Genomic DNA, 20,129 nt, shown 5'->3' with positions numbered 1-20,129 from the left:
GCCCTCCTGTGTTAGTAGTGAATATTGAACTGGTAAGCGTCTCCTCTTTGCATTAGACCTGGACTTCCTCTAGATCATTTTCGACAGAAATTGGCCTGGAAATAGGCTCCAGGATCATAAGGATAGCATCCTCGCTAGGATTCGTATAGTAGGAGCTTCTTCTGCCATATTCCTTAAATTTAAAGAACTCATAGAGTTGTTTTGCCATCTGATTGGAGTCCCGAACCTCCAACATCCCCCGACAACATCCTTGAGCACTCCCAATGCATAATGCTTGTAGAATTAACTGTTTACCCAACCCATTTCTACGAAAATGAGGGTGAACCGCCAGATTTAAAAAGCGGATTTCTTCAAAGATCACCCACACGCAGATATAGGCCAGCAAGGGAATTTCCGGTTGTTCCTTTGGACCCGGAATGACAAGAATTTGGCTGAAGGAATTCCCGTGCAATTCAGCTTCAAAGCTTTTTCTTGACCAGGGAACAGCAAAGCAGGACTCTTCCAGACTCACCAATGCGTCCAGATCAGCCAATGTGGCCAATCGAATGGCCTCAATGTGAAATGGATCAGTATCCACGACACGGTCCTTTGTGAACATCCTTCACTCCTCTATGTCACACGAACAGGTACCAAGAAGTCTCACCCGATGGGATTCAAGCTTTTAGTGTTTGATATTTCTGCATACGATGGCTGAATATAATGTGGGGTGCAGCCTTGAGGAAGGAGAACCCCTCGTTCCAGCAATACCCGTCCTGCCATGCCGGTCCCTTTGGCCGATGGCCATTGCTCCTCAGCAGGAGCTTCGGCAAAAGAGAACCCTTTTGAAAGGAGAGTCTCCCGGTTCTGTATCCACCCATCTCCGAGCACAATGGTCGGTTCGGACAGGGCACCACAGACGTCAATGATGTCCCCGATTTGAGACTCTTTCACGCACACGATCTGTTGATTCTCCCAACGGAACAGTGCCCAATACACTACTCCCTGGCGAATACCGATAGTGCTGAGCAGAGGGAGATCGGTAACAGGATGATTCCAGGCAAGCCCTTCGAGTGTGGAAACTCCAACCAAAGGAATCTGGAAAGCCAGCCGAAAGGCTGTCATTGTCGCTAGTCCCACTCGTAATCCGGTGAAAGTCCCCGGACCAATAGACACCACCAAACCTTCAAGATTTGATAACTGCAAAGAGACCGAAGATAACAGCCTATCGATTGTGGGAATGAGTTGTGGGGTCAGAGGCCGCCCTGACTCACAGTCCAGACTGCCTAACAGCTGTTGGTCCCGAAACACGGCCACACTCTGATGAGAGGTGGCGGACTCTAGAGCTAAAAACAGCATAGAGGTTCTTGACTCCCAACATGCTGATTAGTGGTGGCTTGACGCATAAGGACAACTAGGAGGCCGCATTGACGATAAATTCCTTGAAATGCAGGGTAATGGATCCTCCGCTGGGTCGATAGTCTGTCGCCCGAACCAGAAACGGCAATCGAACCGGTGAGCTCTCTTCGGCAGTGGTAACTGGCACCTCTCGATAATCTTCACATTCCACGGATACGACGATATCATCAAACGAGCGTCGATATTCAATCGATATCAGGTCCATGGTCTGGGCATCCACCCAGGTCCTGACGGTAAAATCGTCTGGAGATGCCGTGGCTGAGGATGGGTTTTGAGGCAGATCGATGCGGTAACGTTCGTTACTTTTCCACACGCGGGCTTCTTTACTTGATCCCCCGGAAATCTTTCCCAACACGGCATCCAGGGCACGAATACTCAGCATCACAGTGTGATCCCATGCTGTACGCTCCTGGGTTTCCTCCATTTTTCCGGTGACCACCTTACCTTCAGCGGGAAAATTCAGTTCATACTCGTTCCCCTTGCGATGAAAATCCATCACGGGCACACCCATTCGAATAAAGCCTTTCAAGTCCAAGACATCGGGTCGCACGTACGAAACTGTCCCAAGAATATTTTGGGAAAAAGGAACGCCGGAACCGGAAATTGACCCGTGAAATAATCCTCGTAGAGTGAGAATGGTCAACTCCTTTTGACGCAAGGATTGAAGTACCTGCTGCTCTTGCCCGTCTTCAAGCGGTCGTAACGATTCTTGTAACATTCCGGCGCATCCGACGAGCAACACCACCGGCAACAGAGCCCATCGACTTGCAGCATTCATCGTAAATAGTCCGCCTGCACGCGCCATTTATGAGGCATGACTGACAACCGTTTCCCAAATGTCGCCAATGTCACGAATCCCCACGACTTCCATGCCAGCCACAGGTTTCCATTGGTTCAGATTCGGCTCAGGCACCACGCAACGTTGAAACCCCAATTTCATCGCCTCACGAATACGCAGGTCCGCATGCTGTACCGGCCGGACTTCTCCGCCTAACCCGACCTCTCCCATCACAACCAATCTTGGGTCCAAGGCCAATTCTCGAAAGCTCGAAAGCACAGCACAGACGATGCCCACGTCCACCGTTGGCTCATCGATCCGAAGCCCCCCCACCACATTCACGTACACATCGTACCCGGCAAAGTGCAACCCGAGTCGCTTTTCCAGAACGGCCAACAACAACGACACCCGATTCACTTCTACACCTTTGGCCATACGTTTCGGCATAGGATAGGTCGTCTCCGCCACCAGTGCCTGCAACTCCACTAATAAAGGCCTAGAGCCTTCCACGCTCGACACGACAACAGATCCGGCGCCATGTCCGATTCGCCCCGTCAAAAACAGTTCTGATGGATTCCCAACCTCGGTCAGCCCCTCATCCTTCATTTCAAAGACCCCGATTTCATTGGTCGGCCCGAACCGGTTTTTCACCGCTCGAAGAATACGATAGCTCTGTCCTTTATCTCCTTCGAAATACAACACCGTATCGACAATATGCTCCAGTAGCCTTGGCCCGGCAATCACGCCTTCCTTCGTCACATGCCCGATAATAAAGATAGGGACATGCGTCCGCTTGGCATACCACATCAGGCGACAGCCAACCTCCTGAACCTGGCTGACACTACCGGGCGCTGATGTGAGTTCCTGAGTAAAGACCGTTTGAATAGAATCGACGACGATGACACCGGGATTCACCTGCTCAGCCACTTTGAAAATTTCTTCCAGGGATGTCGCAGCAGCCACATACAGGTTGGGCGATTGAATACCTATGCGATCCGCCCGCATTTTAATTTGCTGAGGAGATTCTTCTCCCGATACATACAACCCGACCTGTTTGGCCGTTCCCAATGAGGCCAGGGTTTGGAGCAGGAGTGTCGTTTTACCAATTCCAGGATCGCCTCCAATCAAGATCACCGATCCTGGAACCACTCCCCCACCAAGCACTCGATTCAATTCCTCAATACCAGCCTGAAGACGAAACTCCTGTGTCTGCACGATGGAGCTGATGGGAACAGCCTCTGGTGTTCCCCCGGCGACACTTCGCTGTTGGAGAGTTGAAAGATCTCGATCAACCTCCTCCCGTAAGGAATTCCATTGCGCGCATTCAGGACACCGTCCGCTCCAGCGGACGCCTTGATGTCCACATTCCTGACACACAAAACGGGTTTTAGGTCGTACGGCCTTCACCAAAACATCTCCCCTACTATTTATCACATGAGCAGAAAATTATATGGCATGGCGAAATATAAACCTTCATCGTCGGACCATTCGTCCGTCTGCAATTTGCTGAATGTCTTCATCAAAGATGCCGTCGGACACGTGACCAATCATTGAGGACAATGGCCCTGCGTGGAAACCGATCCTCTGTCTGTGGTAGGGGTAAAATCACGGTTTGTAAGCGATTTTGAACGAGAACCTCCGCAAAATCTGCCGTGCGCCCAATGCCACCACTTACTTTTTCCCAACCCTCTGTTTTCAGATCGTGTATGAGATCGATCAATGCCGTGGGCGTCTTCGGAAGGATTCTAATCATTCCTGGGGAAAATTGATGTTCGCGCAGCCAATCCTGAATATCTTCAAGATGCCCTCGCCCGGTCAAGTCCAGATAGACAAGGTTGTAATAAAATTCAGCTAGCTTGCCCAATTCTGCCGCAGCTGCGGGATGGGCATCTCCTAATATTAGCCCGGGATCCTCATAGAGTTCAGGCGGAGGCTGATCCGTGACCAGTTCCCCTTCCACTAACACCGCCAGGTCAATCAGCAATATGGGGCGGCGGCGTTCCCAAGATAAGAGGACCCCTTTTCCTTCGATGGCATCCACTTTCGATGACGTCACTACTTTTACAATGATTGGTAAATTCCCCCGCATACTGGGAGCAAAGTCAATCCGAGCCCACCCTTTCGCGTCGGTATTCGCCTGGCCCACTGTCCGGCCATGAACAATAAATTCCAGGGGCTGATCCGGCAAACCAATTTCCCCTTCTGCCTCAGAATTAGTTAAGCGTGCCTGTAATTGAATGGGCTTTCCTGGAGATGTGAGTAAATCGGTCACTGATAAATTAGCCGCCTGAGCCAACGAGACCTTCAAACCTGTCACGGTCACCAAAAGACTCAAAGCCAAATTTAATATCACAAAGATAACCAAGTGACGATCGCCTTGCTTCATTCTACGGTCTCCATATACCTAGCAGATGTTAAAACAATCCTCTCCCGCGCTTACCAAATGCAAAAGCATCGAAGCCAGCAAAAATGGCAAATTGCATGTAAAATAACCACCCTGTCGGCCAGAAAAGCTTGGAAATGATCATTAAAAGAATCCCACAGACAAGGAAAATATTCCCGCGTTTGACCCCCAAATACAGATGACCGATCCCCGGTAAAATGGAGAGGGTGGCGGCTCCAAGAGCATGCATGGTCTTTTCACGATTATTCATCAAGATCCCCTTACCAAACCATACCATTGGCCTTCGGGAGAGTTCCAGAGATAAGAATCTGCGCTAAAAAAGGATTGAGGCACACTCACAGAACATAAAAAATCTGGAGGGGGGGGGAAGAGGAATTTTTCAGCTTAGGTTCCGCTTACGTAATTCTTCCTGGTAGGTTTTTTGATAGAGGACATCCCACTCTTGAGAACCTTCTGGAATCTGCCGTGCATAAGATTGCAATCGACTCCGAACCTTTTGAACCAGTTCCTCCTCAGCTTTCATGTGCTCGGCCAGCACGCGCTTCACTTCACGAAGGGCGTGAGCAGAATCGCCTATGATCTTCACCTCGGACATTCCTGCGACATTGGTCAAAATCACATGTGCAAGATGTGTCTGTTTTTCGTCGCTAAGGATGGGAGTATTCATCGTCAATCCAGTCGTACGGGCCTCAGATTACATTCTTCTGTCTGCCCTATAAAATAACCCCGCGTTCTTTGATGAGCTTTTGTTTCACCATCGTAAACATTTTCTGATAGTCCGCTCGACCTTCTGAAAACTCTCGTTCAAATTGTTTCAACATGTCCCGAACATCCGCATTCAACCGATCTTCCACCTGCAACTCGGATACAATGGCTGATTCCAATTTTTGAATGACCACTTCAGGTTTTCCCTGAATTTCCAGCAATCCACTTGACTGTAATCGTTCAATAACTGAGACGGCCATCTGATGCACACGAACTTTATTGAGACGCATCAGGTTCCTTCAGGGAGCCGTTCCACTTTCATAAGGGACGCCCCTGTGGCCTCCATCAACACTCTCGGATCACCTATCACTTTTCCAATGACATTCACCCGATCAGCAGGAACCGGATCATCGCCGAGACTCATGGGAGTACGCCCAAAAAAGACGGCCAACATTCCCCCCATTCCCCAAAAAGCCACATCTCCAACTTTGACCTGTGTGGTGGCAACCTCCCGATAATCTTTGACCCCAGGCATGTTGCAATAAAACTCTTCTCCCCATTGATTCACGGGCACCTCAACAGGGAGAGCATCCACCACAGCCTGAGCAGTTCGATTCGGCTTCAGTTGTGCAATGACCTGTATCCCACCGATGGTCATTTTGATTTTCTGTGGACTGAATTCCATATATTCCCGCTTAGGTTTCGAATGAAACACGATCTAAAGATTGCTTCGAATGTAGCTTGTCCTCCTGATGAAATCAAGGTTAGAATTAAGCTCTTTTCCTGTTTAGACTCATGTTACAATCCACATTTCTTTTTTTATCTGGCATTGGAGAATCCACCGAACGCCTCTGGTGGGAGGATGGGATTGGCACATGGGACGCTTTTCTCGAGAAAACTATCGCTCCCCGCATTTCTTCGTTTCGTAAAGCGCAATACGATGAGACCATTCTGGAAGCGCAAAAACAGTGGAAGGTGCAGAATTCCCGTTTCTTCACCCACATCTTGAAAGCACGCGACCACTGGCGCCTTTATCCTAACTTTCGATCTCAGGCTGCGTTTCTGGATATTGAGACAAATGGAATCCCGTTGCCCGATGGCGAGATTACGGTGGTGGGCATTTACGGAAGAGGTCGCATGACAACCTTCATTCAGGGAGAAAATTTATCCGGGGAGCGTTTGCAAGCCGAATTTGCCTCATACGATCTTCTCGTGACCTTCTTTGGCTCAGGCTTTGACCTGCCATTTTTGAAGGCCAAATATCCAGACTTGATGCTTGACCATCCCCATATCGACTTGTGTTTTGCGGCCAGACGCCTTGGATTAAAAGGTGGACTGAAGGCGATTGAGACGGAAATAGGCTGTTATCGCCCGACTTCGCTTGAAGGACTCACGGGGTGGGATGCAGTCCGTCTGTGGGAAGAATGGCAACTCGGACAAGCGGACTCTAGAGAAGTGCTTATCCAATATAACGAAGCAGATTGCAAAAATCTTGAGCCTTTGGCCGACCTTATTTACAACCGTCTGGCTCAACGTCAGGGACTCCCGGAATTCATTGCATCCCTATGACATCAGCGCAACAATCTGACAAGTGGACTGGCATAGGACTGACGGATATTGGTCTGGTTAGAAAACTAAACCAGGACGCTTTTTCGATCGATAACACCCTACAACTATGGGTATTGGCAGATGGAATGGGTGGACATGCCGGGGGAGAATTGGCCAGCCAAATTGCAGTTAAAACCATTCCCGATGTCATTCGAACCCAACTCGCGACTGAAACCTCTGTATACGTTCAACCTGAGAAATTAGAATCGCTGCTGAATCAAGGCCTTGAGTCCGCGAATGAAAGTATTCGACAAGAAGCTGCGGAACATGAACGACTGAAGGGAATGGGGACAACCATTGTCGTGGTGGCAATCAGTCGTTCCCCGAGAGGGTTTCAGGCAAGTGTAGCTCACGCGGGCGACAGCCGGGCCTATCTCTTCAGACAGGGTTCGCTCTCGCTCTGGACAAAAGATCATACCCTCATGGAGGAGCGGTTGGCCCTCAATCTCATCACCCCTGAACAGGTTCGCACACACCCTCTTCGTCATGTGTTGACCAAAGCCCTGGGAATCGATCCTGAGGCACAACCCACCGTTCAGACCTACCCGCTTGAACCCTTAGATCTCATTCTGCTTTGTTCAGACGGGCTCACCAAAATGCTGACTGATCAGGAGATTCAAACTATTGTCGGCCAGGAAGCTCCGCACGCTGAAGCCATATGTCGAACACTTGTGGCGACTGCCAACCAATTAGGTGGAGAAGATAATACGACGGTGGTGTTAATTGGGTTGCGCTGAGGAAGAATATGGAACCAACCTTTAACGGTGAGGTTTTCGAAACATGGCCGACCATCCAAAATATCCCACCGCATCTTTCATATTCGAAAACCACCGTTGGGCTACCCCCATTGACGGATTCGTGACGTATTGAAGCGTAAGCACAATCCGCTCTTCCCCAGCCCCAAGCGGCGTCACGGCATGATGCAATTTATCGCCATTAAAGAAAATATATGTGCCGGGGTCAGTCCTGAGGGATAGTTCTTTAACCTCTCGACCCTGTTCCTTGGTATGGAGACGGCAGACCAGTCGACTGCTGGATTGATCCTGCAAACCCAGTAATACCGTAAATCGTTCGCCCTTGTAATATGAGGTGTCATAATGATACCCGATATGATCTCCCGCCTCGGTATAAAAATACAGCGCACAGGAATGGGGATCCTCTTCAGGACACAGCATTAACGGAACTCCGGCAATCTGGCTCAGGAGGTTGATCCATCCCTGATGCTGATAGAACGCAAGAATTGCGGGAGCAGATTGCTGCAGAAGATAAAAGCTGACACTTCCCCCCTTTTTATGCCCTGGTATAAAGTTTCGATTGATCTGAGGCCGCACGTGCTCGACTTCCCGCATAAACTCCTGAACAACCTGAGTGGGCATGAAATGCTCTAAGACTAAAAACTCACCCTGCTCCCAATACTGAGGCGTGACCTCCTCAAGCTTGAGAGTCTGAATCGTGTCGGTCAACAGTTGATCAATGTCATTTACCGTTGGATTGAGCATATGCAATCTCCTTCATTCCTCCACTCTCCAAACTTTACGCCTATCCCTTTCTTCACTGCCATAATTAACCATAGTTTAACATGACTTCCGCCACATTTTCACGAAACGATAAAACAATAACTTCGGCATCATCCCACACTGACCAACGTTTTGCGGTACATCATACCCTGCATCCAAGGCATCGAGGGAACGCGCTTTGCCTTGATGGAAGACCAGAATCTTCGGATTAAACGGATCGAGGTCCACGATACTGAGAGGACCGTCGCCGTCGATATCGTGGAGAATGTTGTTCACCTTTTTACCGCTTGCATCATCCCAACGAATTACTTTTCATCCATTTTGTTACCGGGTTTTTTGGCTGGGACTATGCGTTAGCTTCAAAGCTAATGGTTGTGGTGGTGTTTTTTGAAAGCCGGATTTTAACAACTCTCTAATGCAGACAATAAGCTATCCACCCGTTCATAAATGGCTACCTGTATGTACCGGCTCATTCGAAATTAGTTAGGTCTTGGCAGGCTTCTTTTTTGGCTTCTGGAGACTGGCGCCCACGTGAGGGCTGCTTCCTCGATCCAGCATTTCACCGGCGGTTTTTCTGATGGTTGGAGTCAGCGTGCCACCACCCAACATGCGAGCAATTTCAGTTTCCCGATGAACTCCAGTGACTTCGTGTACTTTCGTCAGCGTTCGGTCATCTAGCGTGGTTTTCTCAACCACAAACTGTGCATGAGCCTGCGAGGCAATTTGTGGGAGATGAGTGATACAACACACCTGATGAAATTGAGCCAATTGACGCAAACGACTCCCCATGACCATTCCCGCTTCCCCACCAATACCACTGTCAATTTCATCGAAAATCACGACGGGAGTCTGATCATTTTCCGCAAACACGGTTTTTAAGGCCAACATGATTCGAGACAATTCTCCACCCGATGCAATTCGGCCCAATGGCATGAGCGGTTCTCCCGGATTGGGAGCCAGGAGGATCTCAACACGATCCATTCCTGTCAAACCAAATCGATTATCCCCATTGGCCATTTCAATATTACCTTCCACCTCCATTGTCGACATTTTCAGAGCCGCTAATTCCCGCTTAATCTCCTTGACCAAATGCTTCGCAACGGTTTTCCGCCGGTCCGACAATTCTTCAGCCAAGGCCTTCATCGATTCATATCGACTGGTCACTTCTGCTTGCAAATGCGCCACTTGCTCTTCTCCATTTTGGAGTAACGCCAAGTCTTGCTTCAGGATTTGGGTAAGCTCCACTAAATCTTCGATCGGCTTTCCATATTTCTTTTTAAGCCGCTGAAGACCGGCCAACCGACTATCAATCCGATCCATTCGCTCCGGGTCATACTCTATCTGAGTCCGATAATCCCGAAGGTTATCAGTCACCTCACGCAACGCCACCGTCGCAGCTTCCACCAATGGGACCCATGGTTCACCTTGCGCATCTATTTTCGCAAGCTCTTGTACCCACTCCGTCACTTCACCCAAGTGATCCAGAACCGATCGCTCTCCTTCATGTAACGCAGTAAAGGCTTGATTCGATAACTCTCCTAATCGACCGCTATGTTTCAGCCGATGGTATTCCTGGCTGAGCGTCTCTTCTTCTCCAGACTGCAACTGCATCTTGACCAACTCGTCATATTGATATTGAAGGATGTCCTGCCTATTGGCTTGATCCCGTAGCCTCACCACGTATTCATCCAGAGCCGCCTTTTTCTCGAACCATTCCCGGTGCATCTGCTGATAGCGATCTACGACATCCTCAAGATTACCAAACGCATCTAGCATTTTGAGCTGGGTCTTAGGGGATAGCAGTGATTGCTGGTCATGTTGACCATGGATATCTACCAACTGCGGACCGATGTCTTGAATCGTCTGAAGGGAAGCGAGTTGTCCATTGAGGAAATTGCGGTTCTTTCCGGACCGCGACAACATCCGACGAACGATAAGGTCCTGTTGATCGGGTAGGAGGTATCCGTCCCGTTGTAACCTGATCGTAAGAGGGTGAGTGGGGGAGATAATAAAACAGGCTTCTAGCAGGGCTTCGTCAGCACCAAAACGAATATGCTCAGCAGAGGCTCGTCCGCCGGTGAGTAGCACCAGAGCATCAATGAGAAGAGACTTTCCAGCTCCGGTCTCCCCCGTCAAAACAAGAAACCCAGGGGGGAGTTCCAGATGGAGTTGATCGATGAGGGCAAAGTTGGAAATACGCAGCTCGGTCAGCATAACACCGAGTCATCAGCCCTGCTGATCAGGCAGGGGAAGTGGATTGAGCCAGGAGCGAGTCAATGATTTGTTTAAATTGTTGCTTTGGTCTTGCACCAACAATTTTTTCGACAACTTGACCACCCTTGAAAAAGAGAATACTGGGGATACTCATGATTTGATATTGTCCCGCAACTTCTGGGGCATCATCGGTGTTGAGCTTCATGACTTTAAGCTTGCCTTGATATTCCTGTGCGAGCTCATCGACGATTGGGGCCACCATTTGACAGGGTCCACACCAGACTGCCCAGAAATCCACCATCACCACCTCTGAAGATTTCAGCACTTCCCCATCCCAGTTAGTTGCATCGGCTTTGGCCACTAAATCAGACACTGACTGCCTCCTTGGATAAATACGACAAAATGCCCAGGCTATGCTGGCATCCTAAAACCGCTCTTGTCGGACTGTCAACTCACTCATACACGGTTAGCTGGCTAATGAGGGCTCCCCCTGTGATCTGCTGGACCTCTCCACTCCCAAGAAAGGCAGGAACAGAATTCACCACTGCCATTCATCCGGTGCGCCTGTCCACCAGGAATCAGGCTTCAATTCACGCCACCGGGTTTGTTGTGCCCACAATTCATCCGTCCTAGTCCGACTCAATCGATTGGCCATCGCTGCGGTCAAGTCAAATTGTTGCCGAAGGCCTTCATGAATAAGCTCCTGCGCCATACGTGGCATGACATTGGGCGGATCAATGAGATCAAGGATGTTCCGTGTGGTCAAATTCAGCGCCAATTGCTCCACTTTTACATAATCCTCCTGCTTCGCTAATGATCCTAAATAACCATCAATTGCCTGATAAACGTAGGCCAAATAAACATACGCTTCAACCGAGGGATCGCGGTCAATATTTTTTTGGCAAGCCTCCACCGCCCGCCGGTAATCTCCGGCCATCAAATACACTTTAGCGTGAGCGAGAGGTTTAATAGGCAGGATAGATATCTGGTCTGACTGAGCCCAACCATTGGAAAGCGGTAACGTAACCAGAAAAAATACTCCCACTCCGAAACGAACCATCTTTTCCCATGCTCTTTCGCTCGCCGACGAAACCCTCATGATCTCCTCCATCACTAAAATCGTGGAATAGGCACCATCCTCTATAGATTCCCGGGTCGTTCAGTCCATATTTCGCTGATTCGCTTAACCCAGTTTTAAAATTGTCAGATTTTTGATCAGTACGAGCATCTCGAAATCTTCCTGTTTCCAATGCCTATATCAAAAAACCCGTTTTATCTTGTCTTTGATGTCCCGGAACCACGACACAATGCTGAATGGAGGCCACCTGTTATTTATAAAAACACAAAAATCCTAACACCAAACTCCCCCCTACAACACAAGACTCCCATAAAAACAGGCCAATGAACAATCTAAAACATCAATGGCATATACATTGCGAAAGACCTAGTCCAAGAAGCGTTTCATTGAACTTGTCACCTTCATTTTACCAAAAAAACAACAAGCAATAACTTTAAACCCATCACTACCAAAAGGGATAAAATGAAACGAAACCAAACACTTTTGTCTTTTATCCTCATCATCGGTATTGAAACCTTCTCCTTATGCTTAATCCCTGTCTCACCTACTCACGTAAATTCGGCTGATATCGCATGGGTTCTTTCGTCTTCTACGCTTGGATCACCATTACCGCTAGAAATGACCCACTTAAAAGATTCCACCCACAGCGACGACACATTAGCCGCCCTAACTATCTACCTGGAAGCCCGTGGGGAAAGTTTTGCTGGAAAGTTAGCCGTGGCAGCCGTCATTCGGAACCGGATGACTCACAAATACCACAGCGATGGCACGGTTAAGGGCACGGTTCTTCGTGCCAAACAGTTTGAACCATGGATGGGGCGGAATCCAGAGGAAGTGAAATTTGATCAAACGAATCGAATCATGCAAGAAAGTTTGTTAGCCTGGAGGCTTGTGCAAGACGGTCGGAAGGTGGTGGATGGGGCTGTGCTGTTTTATAATCCCCAACTAGTCAAAACTCCCCGTTGGGCTCAGGTCAACCGCAAAGTCGCCAAAATTGGCGGACACGAATTCTTCAATAAGCACACCATTTAACTAGTCATCAGCTACACGCGTTTTTCGTAAATTCTTAGGACGAGGGGCACTGGGTCCCCCATCCTCAATACGTTTCAACTCTATGCGTAAATGTCGGAGTGCACCGGAATGCACCCGACAGACGCCAGATTCAGTAAGACCCATTTGGTAACCAATTTCTTTCATCGTCAATCCGTTGTGATAATAGGATTGAAGTACCTCTTGCTGGCGTGCCGATAATGTCTCAAGCGCCGCTGCCAATGCCGCCTTCATTTCTGCATCCGCACAGGCCACAAAAGGGTCCAGATGGTTAACATCCGGCAAAACATCACGAAGCGTACATTCATCTTCCCCCTGACCAACCGGCTCATCCAGACTAATTAAACGAGGATCACACCCTCCCACTCCCTCTATTTCATCAATAGGAACGCCCAATAGCGTGGCCAATTCCTGTGTAGTCGGTGGCTTACCGTTTTTCTGAAGATGCTCTTCAACAATCTGTCGCACTTGATCTCGGCGAGATCGAACGGACCGAGGAACCCAATCCATGGCCCGAATTTCATCTAACATCATGCCACGGATTCGATATTCGGCAAATGTTCGAAATTTGACATCCCGTGTGGGATCATAGCGCTTTAACGCCGACAACAGACCCATAGCCCCTGCGCTCGTCAAATCCTCGACATCCAGGGAAAAGGGATTCTTGAACGCCATGATTCCAGCCATCCGGCGAATGGTCGGGAGAAACTCCAATAAAATCCGGGTAACATGTTCCTGCCCGAGCTGGTCCTGTACCTCCGTCTGTTCTTCTTTGGCATATCTAACTGAGCCAAGACAAGACGAGTCGAGTTCTTCGACACCAACTGCTGGCTCTGTGAAATGTTGCGCGTCTTCGTTCATATTTCGGCCTTTCCCTTGTGACCAAAAAAAAGCGCCCGATTCCAGGGAATGGGCGCATGAACGAACGCATGGACCTACCAACACAGTTCGGTAACCAGACGAACCCTGACACAACCACGCTCTCAGGGTTTCTTGGCTTTGCGCCCTACCCTCACGGATAGTTTGCCCTTGTCACCTGTTAAATTTTTTATCCGATAACCACAACCTTATGTAAGTGATGAGTTTTGGGAATTTTCCTATCAACTGACTGCCTGGCTGCTTTGGATCGCTCTACCCTTCGAACTCCATCTCTGTGCAGATGTTATCGGATCCAAGTCAGGGGGAGTTAAGAAATAACCTTGCGTGTTCGTGAGAATATTTGACAAATTCATACATTGCACAGCATCAAAAACAAACACTAATGGTAGCGAGCAACCGATGACAAAATTCCCAATCACGCATTCATTGGATCGATCTTCAAGGAAATCGCGAATCCCTCATTTTAGCTTTAAAAAAAGATTAATCCCGATGATCAAAAACATGGCTGTGGCAATCCAGCTACCAATGATCGGCAACACCGCTCCATTGCGTCCTAAGACAATACCCACCGAATGCGCCGCCCAGAAGAAAAACCCAATTGCCAGAGTTTGCCCAAGCCCCTTTGCGACTCCAACCCCACGCTCACCACTTCCTCGAAGACTTACCGAGATCCCTAGCAGTGTCATCACCAGAGGAACGAGGGAGTAGGCAAAACGAGCCCAATAATCAGTTAAAAAACGATGAGGACTATGGCCATCTTCAATTACTCGCTGAATATAGTCATGCAATTGATACAACGACATATGCTCTGGAGACTGAGATAGCCAATTCTGAAAATCTTCAGGCGTGAGGGAAAGGGACAACACCTGCCGTGGCCTCCCCTTCACTTGCATGCGATCTTCCCCTTGAAATGTTCGCTCAATCACATGCTCTATCACCCATTCCTCATCGACAAATGCTGCCCATTCCCCTTCAAGGATTTCCTTGAGACTGAAGCCATCATCAAGTGTGTACTGATGAATACCATTCAAACGAAATCCATCCTCTGTCACCGAATCAATACGCAAAAGGTGATTTCGTCCCACTCGGAGCCACAAACGTTCAGGAGTGAGTAAGAGGGGCTCTGGTTTATTTTGGATCAAGACCGATTGGACATATTCGGCTTTGATATTGGCCAGGGGAATCAACACAGCCGTCAAACTCAGACCCACGACACTCACGAGCGCACCAAAGACAAAAAAGGGAATGGCAATTTGATAAAAACTTAAACCACAACTACGCATCGCCGTGATTTCACGAGTCCGATTCAGCCCACCAACGGTCAAAATTGACGCCATCAGCGCTGCCAGTGGGGCCAGTAAAAAGGCAATTTCAGGAATTCGATAGACAAAAAAGCTGAAAATAACCGTTAAATCTGCATCATATTTCAAAAACTTTCTTAATTTTTCGAAAAAATCCACGACGAGATAAATCGTCAGTACGGTTACAAGACACATCAGGAAAGCCCGGCTGAATTTCCCAAACACATACCAAGAAATTTTTTTCATGATCGAATCTGTTTGAAAAAAATCTTGATCATTGTTTTCGGGCTTGAACAAATAAAAATCCTGTCAGGCAGGCCAGGACGATGTTAGGCATCCACGCGCCGGCAAATGGAGAAATCACCAAAGTCGTCACGAGAAACTCTCCCAACACATTTAATAGATAAAACCCGATGACCACGAGAACCCCAATCGCAAACCCTCCTGCTTTGCCCGACCGCTTCGACACAATTCCGATTGGGACGCCCAATAACCCCAGCACAAAGGTGGCGACCGGAAAGGCCGTGTCTTTATGAAACTCTATTAATCGACGAAGGGCACCAGCATCCGATCCACCTGATTCTTCCAATTGTTGCGTGAGGTCTTCGTAGGTTTTCCGTTTGGTCTTTTCTTTCACTGACGTAAATGGTGAAGAAAGCCAAAAATCATAGGTATCAAAGGTGACCCGATGAAAACTATTGGCATCTTTGGGGATTTGATGGATAGCCCCCCTAAACAGGCGAATGCCAAACTGCTGACGTTCGCTCTGTTTCAACATTTGAAAATTCTCCGCCACAATAATCAAGGGTTGCTCCCGATTACGCTGATCAGAAATAAATACGCCCTTATGGCCGGAGGCATTCTCCGAGTGAGGCACATACACCATGAGTCCGGGAATCGGTTCATTAAACACACCCGAATCAACAGCAAGAGTCAACTCATCTTCGATGACACTCAGGGCCAAAGTCTTCAATGAAACATTGGCCCACGGTTGGCCCCATTGAGAAAGATACACGGTTAAGAGAAATACGATACCGGAAAAGACCACTACAGGAAGGTTGATTCGCCAGAAACTGACCCCAGCGGCTCGAATGGCAATCACCTCATTATCAAACGACAGGCGATTAAATGCCGAAATTGAGGCAATCAAGCAGGCAATTGGTAAGGTCAGGACTAAAAAGGAAGGAAGCAAATGCAGCACAATTGAACCCAAGGCGGCCAAGCTAATCCCTCGGGATACCACTAAGTCCACCAGCCGTAGCATTTCCTTGGTAAAAATGATGAAACACAATCCGGTCAGGCTGGTCAAAAACGGGGGGAGCAACTCAAAAAAAATGTACCGATCAAGTAGTCTGATCAACGGCTTGGACAATACAGATAAATAAAAAGTGATAAAAAATATTGGATGACCAGCATGGCCCCCTCGGCCATTATCAATTAAATATCTGAGACAAATACCCTACAGGCGAGATAGTAGGGAATGAATTTCCTTCTGTCATTTATTGACAGATTCTTCAAACTGTGCTACATCATTCTCGTTTTGGTATATGGGTAAAGAAGTGAGAAGAATATTACGCCGTGAAGCCGAGAGAGGAATGGACTCCTTTTTCGGCTTTTTTTTTAGGCATGCACAATTTCCTACAATATATATCCACAAGTACTTTAAGGAGGAGGGCCATCATGAGAAGTAAGGGAACGGTAAAATGGTTTAATGATCGAAAAGGTTTTGGATTCATTCAAGTTGAAGGTGGGCAGGACGTATTTGTCCATTATTCTGCCCTTCAAGAAGACGGATTTAAATCCCTAAAAGAGGGAGAATCCGTAGAATTTGACCTGGTAGAAGGAGCTAAGGGTCCGCAGGCTGCCAACGTCACAAAATCCGGAATTGGCCAACCCTCTTAAATGCTGAATTTCTGTCGCATTCTTACCTTTATATTTGCTGATGATAAAATGGGTGTAAAGTTTTTTGGCCACTATGGCTCAATTTTTCTTCAAAAAGAATAAGGTAAGAGTATTCATTGATCTGCATCCCTTACCATATGACTTACTGTCAAAGAATGTTAAGAGGTAAATAGCCTGCTAAGCTCTCCTTGACTTCCCTATTTTTCTCCTGGTAGACTTTTCTCGTAAGTCATTGTATTTATTGCAAATTTTTCATATTCAACACAACTGACTCATCAATTTCAGGGGAACAGCATGACAAAACTTCTCGATGCCTTATTTTATGAATATCCGCTTTCTCGAAACATGTTGACCGTAGAAAGTGGGGGGGAGGACTGGGGAGCAGGACAAGACCAGGATGCCAATATTCCACAGGCACCAGACAACTTACGTGCTATCCCTGATCATACGCGCATTACTCTCACATGGGATCCTGTCCCTGAAGCCCTGTACTACAACGTGTATTTCATGACAACCAAAGGCGTTCAAATTAAGCCCAATGAGCTGACGAGACCAGTAGCAGGACATGAGGATTTCATCCCAAAAGTTGGGATTACAAAAGAAAAAGCCAATTATATTGAAGGAGCGATATCTCCCTACGAACATAACGACTTGGCCAATAACTTCTGTTACCACTATGCCATCTCTGTGGTCACAGAAGAAGGTGAAAGTCTATTGTCCGAGGAAGTGATGTCCATTCCCTCTCCCTACCTCTCCGTCATGCAAATCGGGTGTGAAGGTGTCGACGATGGAGAATTCAAATCACCAACCGGCATTGCTATTGATAAAGATGGAAATATTTATGTCGGCGACACAGACAATCATTCGATTCAGAAATTTGACCGATCGGGAAAATTTCTTGCACGTTGGGGAGACGAACCCGACTCAACCGAAGGAAAATTTTACTACCCACGGGGCATCGCCACCTCACCAGAAGGAGAGGTGTATGTGGCCGACAGTGGGAACAATCGCATCCAAAAATTTGATTCCGAAGGAAATATTATCAACGCATGGGGAAAATTTGGTTTTGCCTGGCGGGGGGCCGAAGCAGGGAAGTTTGATGTCCCTTGGGGTATTACCACGGATTCTCAAGGCAATCTGTTTGTCTCTGATACCAGCAATGCAAGAATTCAAAAATTCCTGCCAAACGGCTCCCCTGTGCTTAAGTGGGGCCGTGACGGGGGATATGACGGCGCGTTCTTTTATCCTCGGGGCCTCGCAGTTGACTTTGTCGGGAATATTTATATTGCCGATGAGGGGAACCATCGGATCCAAAAATTTGATGCACGTGGGAACTTTCTTTTGAAGTGGGGAAAGGAAGGTAATGCCCCAGGCCAATTCAAAGCCCCATGGGGAGTCGCCTGCGACCCGTTGGGATATGTCTATATTGTCGACAGCGGAAATCACCGCGTCCAAAAATTTGATTCTAGCGGAACTTATCTAACTTCCTGGGGAAATCGGGGATTAACCGAAGGGCAGCTGAATTTCCCGTCAGGAATTGCAGTAGACAAAGAGGGATATGTGTACGTGATAGACAGCGGCAACCATCGTTTAACCAAGTTTGCCCCAACAGAAGAAGAACTCAATCGAGGCAAACAAGAAAAACGGGTTTCCAGCGATCTTACCGCCCCCATCAACCTTGCCGTTAAACCCGGAGATACGGAAAACATCCTTAGTTGGCTCGAAGTTCCCAATGCCATCAGTTACAACCTCTATTTCAGTACCGAACCACATATATCTACAGATACCTCCACAAAGATTGAAGGCGTGACCACCCCCTATATTCATAGTGGCCTCACGAATGACACGGCATATTTTTATGCCATGACCTCAGTCACTGAAGAAGGAGCAGAAAGCCGGATTTCTGAAGAACAAACCGCTATCCCGGTTCTGATCGACATTTCTGCACCTCAAAATCCTGACATCGTCATAAATCATGGGGCTTACATGACCAATAGTCCTGACATGGTCGCCACCATCTCAGCTAAAGACGTAGATAGCGGAGTGGCCGCCTACTTCATTTCTGAAAATCCCATGACCCCAAGCGGGACCATGCCTGGGTGGGTTGAGGTGGAGCCGGAACAAAAATTTGGAGCCACGATTCCTTTTACCACCTCTCCAACCGATGGCACAAAAACCGTCTACGTTTGGTTTAAAGATGCCAACAATAACGTTTCTGTTCCTGCCAGCACCCATATCCTTCTCAACACGTCCGGGTATATTTGTGCCACAAAGTGGGGAAAACCAGGCCGTGGAGCCTCGCTACTCCATGGAGGAGAATTCATTAGTCCTTTATACGGGCTGACGATTGATCGCCAAGGATCATTGTTTGTGGTTGATAACGGAAACAACCGAGTCCAGAAATTCGACCGTAATGGCAATTTCATCCTACTATGGGGAAGTTTCGGTTCCGCTAATGGCGGTTTCAATAACCCAACCGGTATCGCATGTGATGCGAATGGCAATGTGTATGTGGCAGACACTAATAACCATCGTATTCAAAAGTTTGATGGGAAATTAGGGCATTACATGATGAAGCTCGGATCCCGTGGTAATGGCGAAGGACAGTTTAATGCTCCATGGGGTGTAGCCGTAGACCGGGTCCGCGGGTACCTGTATGTCGTCGATAGTGCGAACTTTCGGATTCAAAAATTTGATGAAACCGGGGAATTTATCATGCAGTGGGGAAGCTTTGGGAATGGGGACGGGCAGTTTTATTTTGCGCGAGGTATTGCGGTGGATCAAACCGACGGAACCGTCTATGTGGTTGATATGGGTAATCATCGGATTCAAAAATTTGATACCAGCTCAAACGTCCTCCCCCAATTACTCACCAAGTGGGGCGGCGGCATTGGGCCTGGCCATGCCAGCAGCGCTCAGGCACAAGAACCGGGACAATTCCGATCGCCCTGGGGTGTGGCTGTAGACGAATCAGGCGACGTATTTATCAGTGATACCGGCAACCAACGCCTCCAAAAGTTTGATCGAGACGGTAACTTTATTACCCAATGGGGCGGCTTCGGCTCCCAGGATGGCCAATTCAACTTTCCCTATGGAATAGGGGCTGACTCCAGAGGACACATTTATTCCGTTGATAGCGGCAATATGCGAGTTCAGGAATTCATGCAGGCAGAGGAAGCCGAAGATCATTTCCAAGAAGAAGAAACGATGGCCTTTATTCCTGAAGCAGCGGAATAGCCACATAGTTCTAGTAGGATCCCCAGGAAACAACCACCCACATTGACCATAGATGCCAACG

Annotated in this window: 22 protein-coding genes and 1 riboswitch; of the genes, 5 read left to right on the top strand and 17 right to left on the bottom strand. The window is 48.1% G+C overall.

Annotation, left to right across the window (positions count from 1 at the left end):
• Positions 1-52 precede the first annotated feature (52 nt).
• The 9 genes from rimI to AAH187_RS02240 form a co-directional block, all read right to left on the bottom strand.
• Positions 53-598, bottom strand: coding sequence for a ribosomal protein S18-alanine N-acetyltransferase (gene rimI, locus AAH187_RS02280; protein WP_342346806.1), 546 nt, complete (start codon positions 596-598; stop codon positions 53-55).
• A gap of 41 nt (positions 599-639) precedes the next feature.
• Complete coding sequence (tsaB, locus tag AAH187_RS02275; protein ID WP_342346805.1) at positions 640-1,335, bottom strand: tRNA (adenosine(37)-N6)-threonylcarbamoyltransferase complex dimerization subunit type 1 TsaB; 696 nt, start codon at positions 1,333-1,335, stop codon at positions 640-642.
• Positions 1,336-1,390: 55 nt separating this feature from the next.
• A complete protein-coding gene (locus AAH187_RS02270; RefSeq protein WP_342346804.1) occupies positions 1,391-2,173 on the bottom strand; it encodes a hypothetical protein in 783 nt (260 codons plus the stop codon).
• 27 nt (positions 2,174-2,200) lie between these two features.
• On the bottom strand, positions 2,201-3,580 hold the full coding sequence (radA, locus tag AAH187_RS02265; protein WP_342346803.1) for a DNA repair protein RadA: 1,380 nt from the start codon (positions 3,578-3,580) through the stop codon (positions 2,201-2,203).
• A 112-nt stretch (positions 3,581-3,692) separates the two neighbouring features.
• On the bottom strand, positions 3,693-4,559 hold the full coding sequence (locus tag AAH187_RS02260) for a hypothetical protein (RefSeq protein ID WP_342346802.1): 867 nt from the start codon (positions 4,557-4,559) through the stop codon (positions 3,693-3,695).
• Between the two features lie 28 nt (positions 4,560-4,587).
• Positions 4,588-4,827 carry a hypothetical protein gene (locus tag AAH187_RS02255; protein WP_342346801.1) on the bottom strand — a complete coding sequence of 80 codons (240 nt, stop codon included), beginning with the start codon at positions 4,825-4,827 and terminating at the stop codon, positions 4,588-4,590.
• 129 nt (positions 4,828-4,956) lie between these two features.
• Complete coding sequence (locus AAH187_RS02250; protein WP_342346800.1) at positions 4,957-5,244, bottom strand: DUF507 family protein; 288 nt, start codon at positions 5,242-5,244, stop codon at positions 4,957-4,959.
• A 46-nt stretch (positions 5,245-5,290) separates the two neighbouring features.
• Positions 5,291-5,572 (bottom strand): DUF507 family protein, encoded by a 282-nt coding sequence (locus AAH187_RS02245; protein ID WP_342346799.1) that lies wholly within the window; start codon positions 5,570-5,572, stop codon positions 5,291-5,293.
• On the bottom strand, positions 5,572-5,997 hold the full coding sequence (locus tag AAH187_RS02240; RefSeq protein ID WP_342346798.1) for a cyclophilin-like fold protein: 426 nt from the start codon (positions 5,995-5,997) through the stop codon (positions 5,572-5,574). Before AAH187_RS02240 ends, AAH187_RS02245 begins: the two co-directional genes overlap by 1 nt.
• Positions 5,998-6,077: 80 nt before the next feature.
• On the opposite strand from AAH187_RS02240, the gene AAH187_RS02235 reads away from it, so the two are divergent.
• Entirely contained in the window at positions 6,078-6,851 is a 774-nt protein-coding gene (locus AAH187_RS02235; RefSeq protein WP_342346797.1) for a ribonuclease H-like domain-containing protein, read from the top strand.
• A complete protein-coding gene (locus AAH187_RS02230) occupies positions 6,848-7,627 on the top strand; it encodes a Stp1/IreP family PP2C-type Ser/Thr phosphatase (protein ID WP_342346796.1) in 780 nt (259 codons plus the stop codon). The genes AAH187_RS02235 and AAH187_RS02230 overlap by 4 nt, the downstream gene beginning before the upstream one ends.
• 21 nt (positions 7,628-7,648) lie before the next feature.
• Here AAH187_RS02230 and AAH187_RS02225 read toward each other — a convergent pair whose 3' ends face one another.
• The 5 genes from AAH187_RS02225 to AAH187_RS02205 all read right to left on the bottom strand — a co-directional run bounded on the left by AAH187_RS02225 (position 7,649) and on the right by AAH187_RS02205 (position 11,720).
• Positions 7,649-8,389 (bottom strand): 2OG-Fe(II) oxygenase, encoded by a 741-nt coding sequence (locus AAH187_RS02225; protein WP_342346795.1) that lies wholly within the window; start codon positions 8,387-8,389, stop codon positions 7,649-7,651.
• Positions 8,390-8,464: 75 nt separating this feature from the next.
• Positions 8,465-8,683, bottom strand: coding sequence for a hypothetical protein (locus AAH187_RS02220; protein WP_342346794.1), 219 nt, complete (start codon positions 8,681-8,683; stop codon positions 8,465-8,467).
• A gap of 207 nt (positions 8,684-8,890) precedes the next feature.
• Entirely contained in the window at positions 8,891-10,621 is a 1,731-nt protein-coding gene (gene recN, locus AAH187_RS02215) for a DNA repair protein RecN (RefSeq protein ID WP_342346793.1), read from the bottom strand.
• A gap of 25 nt (positions 10,622-10,646) precedes the next feature.
• Entirely contained in the window at positions 10,647-10,994 is a 348-nt protein-coding gene (gene trxA / locus AAH187_RS02210; protein ID WP_342346792.1) for a thioredoxin, read from the bottom strand.
• 165 nt (positions 10,995-11,159) lie between these two features.
• Positions 11,160-11,720, bottom strand: a complete 561-nt coding sequence (locus tag AAH187_RS02205; protein WP_342346791.1) for a hypothetical protein — start codon at positions 11,718-11,720, stop codon at positions 11,160-11,162.
• A gap of 441 nt (positions 11,721-12,161) precedes the next feature.
• Here AAH187_RS02205 and AAH187_RS02200 point away from each other — a divergent pair, with 441 nt between their 5' ends.
• Complete coding sequence (locus AAH187_RS02200; RefSeq protein WP_342346790.1) at positions 12,162-12,731, top strand: cell wall hydrolase; 570 nt, start codon at positions 12,162-12,164, stop codon at positions 12,729-12,731.
• Here AAH187_RS02200 and AAH187_RS02195 read toward each other — a convergent pair whose 3' ends face one another.
• The 3 genes from AAH187_RS02195 to AAH187_RS02185 form a co-directional block, all read right to left on the bottom strand.
• Complete coding sequence (locus AAH187_RS02195) at positions 12,732-13,610, bottom strand: FliA/WhiG family RNA polymerase sigma factor (protein ID WP_342346789.1); 879 nt, start codon at positions 13,608-13,610, stop codon at positions 12,732-12,734. It abuts the gene before it with no gap.
• Between the two features lie 86 nt (positions 13,611-13,696).
• Positions 13,697-13,787, bottom strand: a riboswitch (cyclic di-GMP riboswitch).
• A gap of 299 nt (positions 13,788-14,086) precedes the next feature.
• Complete coding sequence (lptG, locus tag AAH187_RS02190; protein WP_342346788.1) at positions 14,087-15,175, bottom strand: LPS export ABC transporter permease LptG; 1,089 nt, start codon at positions 15,173-15,175, stop codon at positions 14,087-14,089.
• Between the two features lie 28 nt (positions 15,176-15,203).
• Positions 15,204-16,289, bottom strand: coding sequence for an LptF/LptG family permease (locus tag AAH187_RS02185; protein ID WP_342346827.1), 1,086 nt, complete (start codon positions 16,287-16,289; stop codon positions 15,204-15,206).
• Positions 16,290-16,609: 320 nt separating this feature from the next.
• On the opposite strand from AAH187_RS02185, the gene AAH187_RS02180 reads away from it, so the two are divergent.
• Positions 16,610-16,831 (top strand): cold shock domain-containing protein, encoded by a 222-nt coding sequence (locus AAH187_RS02180; protein WP_312641881.1) that lies wholly within the window; start codon positions 16,610-16,612, stop codon positions 16,829-16,831.
• A 294-nt stretch (positions 16,832-17,125) separates the two neighbouring features.
• Positions 17,126-20,068 (top strand): SMP-30/gluconolactonase/LRE family protein, encoded by a 2,943-nt coding sequence (locus AAH187_RS02175; RefSeq protein WP_342346787.1) that lies wholly within the window; start codon positions 17,126-17,128, stop codon positions 20,066-20,068.
• Positions 20,069-20,129 lie beyond the last annotated feature (61 nt).

The organism is uncultured Nitrospira sp., assembly GCA_902500695.1.
GTDB lineage: Bacteria > Nitrospirota > Nitrospiria > Nitrospirales > UBA8639 > Nitrospira_E.
Note: the sequence above shows the minus strand (reverse complement) of the source record. Positions and strands in the feature narration are given on the sequence as shown.